The following is a 7,966-nucleotide window of genomic DNA, read 5'->3' as shown; positions in this document are numbered from 1 at the left end:
GGTGTGCCAGCCGACATCGATGCCGAATGACACACCGCCATCGCGAGCAGGCTCGCTCCCACAGGGATGGGATTTCATCTGGCCTCGCCTTTTATGAACTATGATCGGGCTCTCGTTCCGGAGGGCCTTCGATGACTGATTTACTCACGTCCATTCAAGCCGCACTCGGCTTGCCAGCCACACCCATCCCGTTCACCGCCAGCGGCGCCCTGCCCTCGGCATTCGCCGTTACCGACCTGGCCTGCGCCAGCATCGCGGCCGCGGGCCAGGCCATTAGCGAACTGCTGCATCAACAAACCGGACGCCTGCCCGGCCTCGAAGTCGACCGACGCCTGGCTTCGTTCTGGTTCTCAAGCTCCATTCGTCCACTGGGCTGGAGCGTGCCACCGTTGTGGGACCCGATCGCCGGCGACTACGCCGCCAAGGACGGCTGGATCCGCCTCCACACCAACGCCCCTCATCACCGCGCCGCTGCCGAATCGGTGATTGGCACCTGCGCCGACCGCACCGCGATGGCGGCCAAAGTCGCGCAATGGGCCAAGAGCGATCTGGAGCAGGCCGTGGTCGAAGCCGGTGGCTGCGCCGCCGAAATGCGTAGCTGGGCCGAGTGGCAAGCACACCCTCAAGGCCAGGCCGTGAACGCCGAACCACTGGTCCAATCCGCCACCCACAACAACCAGAGCGCTAAACCCTGGCAGGGCTCGGTGGCGCAACCCCTGGCCGGGATAAAAGTGCTGGACCTGACCCGCGTGCTCGCCGGCCCCGTCGCCAGCCGTTTTCTCGCTGGCCTCGGCGCCGAAGTTTTGCGCATCGATCCACCGTCCTGGAACGAGCCGGGCGTGATCCCGGAAATGACTCTGGGTAAACGCTGCGCACGTCTCGACCTGCAGGACAAAACCGATCGCAGCGTTTTCGAAGCCTTGCTCAAGGACGCCGACATCGTGCTGCACGGCTACCGCGCCGACGCGCTGGAGCGCTTGGGATACGGGGTCAGTGAACGACAAGAATTCGCCCCCGGCCTGATCGACGTCAGCCTCAACGCCTACGGCTGGAGCGGCCCCTGGCAGAACCGTCGCGGCTTCGACAGCCTGGTGCAGATGAGCAGCGGAATTGCCGAAAATGGCATGCAGTGGAAGCGCTCGGACAAGCCGACGCCCTTGCCGGTGCAAGCTCTGGATCACGCCACCGGGTATCTGATGGCGGCCAGTGCGATCAAGTTGTTGGCCGAGCGCTTGAGCAGCGGGCGCAGTGGCTCGGCGCGGCTGTCGTTGGCGCGCACGGCGAAGTTGCTGATCGAAAATGGGCCCGGCAAAGAAGAAGCGTTGCGGGCAGAAGATGAAGCGGATCAGGGATTGCTGGTCGAACAGACGCCATGGGGACCGGCGCATCGGCTGCATGTGCCACTGAAGATCACCGGCACACCCTTGCAGTGGACCATCCCCGCCTCCGAACTTGGCTCACATCGCCCACAGTGGTGGTGACTATCTGATCCTCATCGCGGGCAAGCCCGCTCCCACAGGTTTCAGTGGTGTTCGCAAAACTTGTGTTCAACACGGACATTGTGGGAGCGGGCTTGCCCGCGAAGGCGTCCGAACAGGCAACGCATCTCCAGGATCAGCTCAATCACTACGACTCAACGAAGTCCAAAGCAACTGCGCCGCATACCCCCGATACGGCCGCCACGCCTCCGCCCGCACCTGCAACTGACGCGCCGTCACCGCCTCCCCCTCAAGCGCCGCCAGGGCATTGATCAACCCCACATCCCCCGACGGAAACCCATCCAGCTCGCGCAACTGCCGCAAGGCCACATACTGCGCCGTCCAGTCACCGATGCCGTACAACGCCAGCAACCGCGCCACACCTCCCGTTCGGCCCGGCTCGAACAGCAACGGATCATCCAGCAACGCCTGAGCCACGCCGGACAACGTTCGCCCACGGCTTTTGGGCATGCCCAACGTCGCCAGATCCGCCGCTGCCAACACCGCAGCTTCGGGAAACACATGACTCAACCCACTCCGCGGTGAAACCAGCGGCGTCCCGTAACTCGCCACCAGTTTCCCCGCCAGCTTGATCGCCGCGACCACCGTAATCTGCTGCCCAAGCACCGCGCGAATCGCCAACTCCAATCCATCCCATGCCCCCGGAATTCGCAAGCCCGGACGCTCGGCGATCAACCGCGCCAGCAGCGGATCAACCGCCAGCTGCCGATGGATCGTGTCCAGATCCGCATCCAGATCGAACATTCGCCGCACCCGGGTGACGATCTCCGGTACTGCGCTCGGGTCGGGGAAATCCAGTGACAGCTCCAGTGAGTCCTCCGACTCAGGCCGGATCGACAGCGTGCCGTGAACGCCATTCAAGCCAATGCTGCGCGAGTAAACGCCGTCCACCACTTCCTCCATCCCGACAATCGCCCGCGCCGACAGAAAGCCGAGCATGGCTGGCCAGTCGTAAGGTGGTTGAAATCTGAGCGATAGCTTCATGGCGTAGCAGCCTTGCAGTGGCGGGGTGTTGCGCAAGGTAACCCAAAACCACTGAACCCTGTGGGAGCGGGCTTGCTCGCGAAAGCGGTGGATCAGACACAATCATGTTGCCTGACACGACGCATTCGCGAGCAAGCCCGCTCCCACAATGGGTCACCTGTTACCCGTAAGACCCCACAGGATTTCACCAATCGCCCGCCCCAAGGCATACTTGCCACCCTCCGCACTGCAGAACCCGAAACCGCCCCATGCGTATCCACGTCAGCTTCATCGACCGAGTCGGTATTACCCAGGAAGTCCTGGCCTTGCTCGGTGGACGCAATCTCAACCTGGATGCGGTGGAAATGGTTCCGCCCAACGTCTACATCGACGCCCCGACCCTGAGCCCGGAAGTCCTCGAAGAGCTGCGCGATGCCCTGCTCAGCGTGCGCGGCGTGCAGGCGATGACGGTGGTGGACATCCTGCCCGGCCAGCGTCGCCATTTGCAGCTCGATGCGTTGCTCGCGGCAATGACCGATCCTGTTCTGGCGTTGGACAGCGACGGCAAGGTACTGCTGGCCAACCCGGCGCTGATCGCCCTGTATGGTCGGGAACCCGCCGGTGAAAGCGTGGCCGATCTGTTTGCCGATCCTGCCTTGCTCGACACGTTGCTCGAACACGGTTTCCGTTTGCCGCTGCGGGAAATCACCCTCAACGGCCAGACGCTGTTGCTGGACGCCACGCCGATTACCGATGCCGGCGCCCTGCTGACCCTGTATCAACCGAACCGCATCGGCGAGCGTCTATCCGCGCTGCACCACGACCACGCCGAAGGCTTTGATTCGTTATTGGGCGAATCGCCGGTAATCCGCAACCTCAAGATTCGCGCACAACGGGTGGCGGCCCTTGATGCACCACTGTTGATCCAGGGCGAAACCGGCACCGGCAAGGAGCTGGTGGCCCGCGCCTGCCACGCCATCAGCACGCGGCATAACTCGCCGTTTCTGGCGCTGAACTGCGCGGCATTGCCGGAGAACCTCGCCGAAAGCGAACTGTTCGGCTACGCCCCCGGCGCCTTTACCGGCGCACAACGGGGCGGCAAGCCGGGGCTGATGGAACTGGCCAACCAGGGCACGGTGTTTCTCGATGAGATTGGCGAGATGTCGCCGTACTTGCAGGCCAAGTTGCTGCGCTTTCTTAACGATGGCAGCTTCCGTCGGGTCGGCGGCGATCGCGAAGTGAAGGTCAACGTGCGCATCCTCAGCGCCACCCACCGCGACTTGGAAAAGATGGTCAGCGAAGGGCTGTTCCGCGAAGACCTGTTCTACCGCCTCAACGTGCTGAACGTCGAAGTCCCGCCGCTGCGCGAGCGTGGCCAGGACATTCTGCTGCTGGCGCGCTATTTCATGCAGCAGGCCTGCGCGCAGATCCAGCGCCCGGTCTGTCGCCTGGCGCCGGGCACTTATCCGGCACTGCTCGGCAACCACTGGCCGGGCAACGTACGTCAGCTGCAGAACGTGATCTTCCGCGCCGCGGCCATTTGCGAAAGCAGTCTGGTGGATATCGGCGATCTCGACATCGCCGGCACTTCGGTGGCGCGCCAGAGCGATCACGAGGTCGACAGCCTGGAACAGGCGATGGATGACTTCGAGAAGACCCTGCTGGAAAAACTCTACGTCAGCTATCCCTCGACCCGGCAACTGGCCAGCCGCCTGCAAACCTCCCATACCGCCATCGCCCATCGGTTGCGCAAGTACGGCATACCCAACAAGCCGTAGCCATCCTGCAAACACAAAACCCTGTGGGAGCGAGCCTGCTCGCGATGGTGTACCAGCTGACATCTATGCTGAATGACAAAACCCCATCGCGAGCAGGCTCGCTCCCACAGGGTTGGTCAGTGTTCTGCAGAAATCACTCCAAAAGCGACCTCCACCTGTACTGAAAGCGCTACAGCGGAACGATATCGCTACACCCCTCTCCGATCACGGCTGCGCAAGGCTTTGATCCACTTCAGCTTTTTTCTGCCCTCGCCCCTGTAGCGATTTCGCTACAGCCCATAAATTAATTCCCACGAAAAATCAGATTAACTTATTGATTTATAACGATAAAAACAGATTGGCCGCGTTCTTGCTTAATACCCAGTCATAAATCAGGGCATCTGCCCAAGCATTCCACCGCGTCCACCAGACGAGTCTGGCCCCCTAGGAGTTTCCATGAGCGAATTGCGTTTTACTGAAGATCACGAATGGCTGCGCGCCGAAGCTGACGGTTCGGTCACCGTCGGTATTACTGCCTTCGCCCAGAACGCATTGGGCGACGTGGTTTTCGTACAACTGCCTGAGCTGCAGTCCTACGACAAAGGCGCTGAAGCCGCCACCGTGGAATCGGTAAAAGCCGCCAGCGGCGTCTACATGCCGCTGGACGGCGAAGTACTGGAAGTGAACCCGGCGCTGGACAGCGCTCCGGAACTGGTCAACGAAGATCCGCTGGGCGAAGGCTGGTTCTTCCGCTTCAAGCCGGCCGACGCTTCGGCTGTCGCCAAACTGTTGGATCAGGACGCCTACGACCGTCTGATCAAAGCCCAAGCCGAAGCCTGAGGAGCACGAACATGACTCAAGTCAACCTGACCACCGCCAACGAATTCATTGCCCGCCACATCGGCCCACGCGCCGGTGACGAGCAGGCCATGCTCAACAGCCTCGGCTTTGACTCCCTGGAAGCCCTGAGCGCCAGCGTCATCCCCGACAGCATCAAAGGCACCAGCGTCCTCGGCCTCGAAGACGGTCTGAGCGAAGCCGATGCCCTGGCCCTGATCAAGTCCATCGCCGGCAAGAACCAGCTGTTCAAGACCTTCATCGGCCAGGGTTACTACGGCACCCACACGCCGTCGCCGATCCTGCGCAACCTGCTGGAAAACCCGGCCTGGTACACCGCGTACACCCCGTACCAGCCGGAGATTTCCCAAGGCCGCCTGGAAGCGCTGCTGAACTTCCAGACCCTGATCAGCGACCTCACCGGCCTGCCGATCGCCAACGCTTCCCTGCTCGACGAAGCCACCGCCGCCGCCGAAGCCATGACCTTCTGCAAGCGCCTGAGCAAGAACAAGGGCAGCCATAAATTCTTCGCTTCCGTGCACTGCCACCCGCAGACCCTCGATGTGCTGCGCACCCGTGCCGAGCCGTTGGGCATCGACGTAGTCGTTGGCGACGAGCTTGAACTGACTGACGTGACGCCATTCTTCGGCGCCCTGCTGCAATATCCGGCGAGCAACGGTGACCTGTTCGACTACCGCGAACTGACCGAGCGTTTCCACGCCGCCAATGCCCTGGTGGCGGTGGCCGCCGATCTGCTGGCGTTGACCCTGCTGAGCCCGCCGGGCGAATTCGGCGCCGACGTGGCCATCGGCAGCGCACAGCGCTTCGGCGTGCCGCTGGGCTTCGGTGGTCCGCACGCGGCGTATTTCTCCACCAAGGATGCATTCAAGCGCGACATGCCGGGCCGTCTGGTCGGCGTCTCCGTGGACCGTTTCGGCAAGCCGGCCCTGCGCCTGGCGATGCAGACCCGCGAACAACACATCCGCCGCGAGAAGGCCACCAGCAACATCTGCACCGCGCAGGTACTGCTGGCCAACATCGCCAGCATGTATGCCGTTTATCACGGTCCGAAAGGCCTGACGCAGATCGCTCAGCGTGTGCACCAGCTGACGGCGATTCTGGCCAAAGGCTTGAGCTCTCTCGGTCTTCAAGTTGAACAAGCCAGCTTCTTCGACACCCTGACCCTGAACACCGGCGCCACCACCGCCCAGCTTCATGAAAAAGCACGCGCCCAGCAGATCAACCTGCGCGTGGTCGACGCCGAACGTCTGGGCCTGTCCCTCGACGAAACCAGCACCCAGGCCGACGTCGAAACCCTGTGGGCGCTGCTGGCCGAAGGCAAGGCGCTGCCGGACTTCGCCGCCCTCGCCGCTTCGGTCGCCGCGACCATCCCGTCCGCGCTGGTGCGTCAATCGCCGATCCTCAGCCACCCGGTGTTCAATCGTTATCACTCGGAAACCGAGCTGATGCGCTACCTGCGCAAGCTCGCCGACAAGGACCTGGCACTGGACCGCACCATGATCCCGCTGGGTTCGTGCACCATGAAGCTCAACGCCGCCAGCGAAATGATCCCGGTGACCTGGGCCGAGTTCGGCGCCCTGCACCCGTTCGCCCCGGCCGAGCAGAGCGCCGGCTACCAGCAGCTGACCGACGAGCTGGAAGCGATGCTCTGCGCCGCCACCGGTTACGACTCGATCTCGCTGCAACCGAACGCCGGTTCTCAGGGTGAATATGCGGGCCTGCTGGCCATCCGCGCCTACCACCAGAGCCGTGGCGAAGATCGTCGCGACATCTGCCTGATCCCGTCCTCGGCCCACGGCACCAACCCAGCTACCGCCCAGATGGCCGGCATGCGCGTCGTCGTCACCGCTTGCGACGCCCGTGGTAACGTCGACATCGAAGACCTGCGCGCCAAGGCCATCGAGCACCGCGAACACCTCGCCGCGCTGATGATCACCTACCCGTCGACCCACGGCGTGTTCGAGGAAGGCATCCGCGAAATCTGCGCCATCGTTCACGACAACGGCGGCCAGGTGTACATCGACGGCGCCAACATGAACGCCATGGTCGGCCTCTGCGCCCCAGGCAAGTTCGGCGGCGACGTGTCGCACCTCAACCTGCACAAGACCTTCTGCATTCCACACGGCGGTGGCGGTCCGGGCGTTGGTCCGATCGGTGTGAAATCGCACCTGACGCCGTTCCTGCCGGGTCACGCTCAGATGGAGCGCAAGGAAGGCGCGGTCTGCGCGGCACCATTCGGCAGCGCGAGCATCCTGCCGATCACCTGGATGTACATCCGCATGATGGGCGGCGCTGGCCTCAAGCGCGCCTCGCAGTTGGCGATCCTCAACGCCAACTACATCTCCCGTCGTCTGGAAGAGCATTACCCAGTGCTGTACACCGGCAGCAACGGTCTGGTGGCGCATGAGTGCATCCTGGATCTGCGTCCGTTGAAAGACAGCAGCGGCATCAGCGTCGACGACGTGGCCAAGCGCCTGATCGACTTCGGCTTCCACGCCCCGACCATGTCGTTCCCGGTGGCCGGCACGCTGATGATCGAGCCGACCGAGAGCGAATCCAAGGAAGAGCTGGACCGCTTCTGCGACGCCATGATCCGCATCCGCGAAGAAATCCGCGCGGTGGAAAACGGCACGTTGGACAAGGACGACAACCCGCTGAAAAACGCCCCGCACACCGCCGCGGAACTGGTCGGCGAGTGGTCGCACCCGTACAGCCGCGAGCAGGCGGTGTATCCGGTGGCCTCCCTGATCGAAGCCAAGTACTGGCCGCCGGTCGGTCGGGTCGACAACGTGTTTGGCGACCGCAACCTGGTTTGCGCTTGCCCGTCGATCGAAAGCTACGCTTAAACAGATGTGGGGCGGTAAACCCGCCCCACTCAAGAACACCACA

General features: G+C 63.0%; 5 protein-coding genes. 4 read left to right on the top strand and 1 reads right to left on the bottom strand.

Features of this window, described 5'->3' with window-relative positions:
• The first annotated feature begins 131 nt into the window (after positions 1–131).
• The gene (locus K9857_RS28690) at positions 132–1,481 is read left to right on the top strand and encodes a CoA transferase (RefSeq protein ID WP_224541685.1); all 1,350 of its coding nucleotides are present in this window, start codon (positions 132–134) and stop codon (positions 1,479–1,481) included.
• Between the two features lie 138 nt (positions 1,482–1,619).
• Here K9857_RS28690 and K9857_RS28685 read toward each other — a convergent pair whose 3' ends face one another.
• Positions 1,620–2,483: a DNA-3-methyladenine glycosylase family protein gene (locus K9857_RS28685; protein WP_224541684.1), complete on the bottom strand. Its 864-nt coding sequence runs from the start codon at positions 2,481–2,483 to the stop codon at positions 1,620–1,622.
• A 248-nt stretch (positions 2,484–2,731) separates the two neighbouring features.
• On the opposite strand from K9857_RS28685, the gene K9857_RS28680 reads away from it, so the two are divergent.
• The 3 genes from K9857_RS28680 (at position 2,732) to gcvP (ending at position 7,923) form a co-directional block, all read left to right on the top strand.
• A complete protein-coding gene (locus K9857_RS28680) occupies positions 2,732–4,240 on the top strand; it encodes a sigma-54-dependent transcriptional regulator (RefSeq protein ID WP_224541683.1) in 1,509 nt (502 codons plus the stop codon).
• A 435-nt stretch (positions 4,241–4,675) separates the two neighbouring features.
• Positions 4,676–5,059: a glycine cleavage system protein GcvH gene (gene gcvH / locus K9857_RS28675; RefSeq protein WP_175380561.1), complete on the top strand. Its 384-nt coding sequence runs from the start codon at positions 4,676–4,678 to the stop codon at positions 5,057–5,059.
• Between the two features lie 11 nt (positions 5,060–5,070).
• Complete coding sequence (gene gcvP, locus K9857_RS28670) at positions 5,071–7,923, top strand: aminomethyl-transferring glycine dehydrogenase (RefSeq protein WP_224541682.1); 2,853 nt, start codon at positions 5,071–5,073, stop codon at positions 7,921–7,923.
• Positions 7,924–7,966: the final 43 nt, after the last annotated feature.

The organism is Pseudomonas sp. REP124, from assembly GCF_020164475.1.
Classification (GTDB): domain Bacteria; phylum Pseudomonadota; class Gammaproteobacteria; order Pseudomonadales; family Pseudomonadaceae; genus Aquipseudomonas.
Note: the sequence above shows the minus strand (reverse complement) of the source record. Positions and strands in the feature narration are given on the sequence as shown.